The organism is Pelosinus sp. sgz500959, from assembly GCF_042610375.1.
In the GTDB taxonomy this organism is placed as follows: Bacteria; Bacillota; Negativicutes; order DSM-13327; family DSM-13327; genus CTSoil-075.
Window position 1 is genome coordinate 1 of sequence record NZ_JBGJZL010000043.1, and the last position, 900, is coordinate 900.

Sequence of the window (900 nt, forward strand, 5' to 3'; positions counted from 1 at the left end):
ACAGAAAAGGAAGAATGGGCTAAATATGAAGAAAAATCCAACGCAAAAATTAAAGCTGCTGGCGTTACAATTACTACTGTTGATAATGTAGCTGAGTGGCAAGCAGCCGTTAAACCAGTCATTGAGAAGAATGGTGCGCAATTTAAAGATCTTATCGATTACATTCACACTTTAAAGTAATATAAAATAGAATATCTAACTATCCAAAGGGGCTATTCAGAACTCGGTTGAGTTTTTGTAATAGCCCTTTTCCCTTATATTTAAAGTCTTTTATAAGGCTTAGTAGCATAAAGTAAACAGATACCGTCAAGATCTCTTGTTAATCACACTTCGCCATACCGGACATGAAAAGTATAAAAAAAGCCGCCACCTTGACTCTGTCATCAGGTAACGGCTTTAACTCTACAGGAGTTGGGAACAAAAGACGACAATATATTTTATAAAGCATTAATATCATTTTGGCTCTTCTGATTCGGGGCATTTTTTCATTTCACAAGTATCAAACTTCCAAGAAACTAATATAGATGTGCCTGGAATTTTTAATTGGGAAAAAGAATGAATTTTCCAAAATAAACATTGAAACCATACTAGTATGGTAGTATAATATGAATAAAATCAGGCATATGGAAATGTGGAAAGGGGGAACTTTATGTAACTGCGGCTATCTTGAACTCCTTTGTGGTACACCAACGCTTCTGCGTAAGGCGAAATCAGAAATGCCGCTTATCGACAATGATAATCTGCTGACAGTTTGTTTTCGTAAAAAAAGCATTATAACCATGTGAAGATAGTCTAAATTCGTATTAAATTGTATATTAGGAGTTGATATTTTGGAACATTCAAAAGAACCAGCGCAAATTCAGAAAAAAGAAGTAAATGGGGTATTCAGTTTACTACTAT

The 900-nt window shown here is 34.4% G+C and carries 1 pseudogene; it reads left to right on the top strand.

The features are described 5' to 3' along the window. A pseudogene (locus tag ACAN52_RS21850) lies at positions 1 to 180 on the top strand (TRAP transporter substrate-binding protein); the annotation flags it as partial. Positions 181 to 900 lie beyond the last annotated feature (720 nt).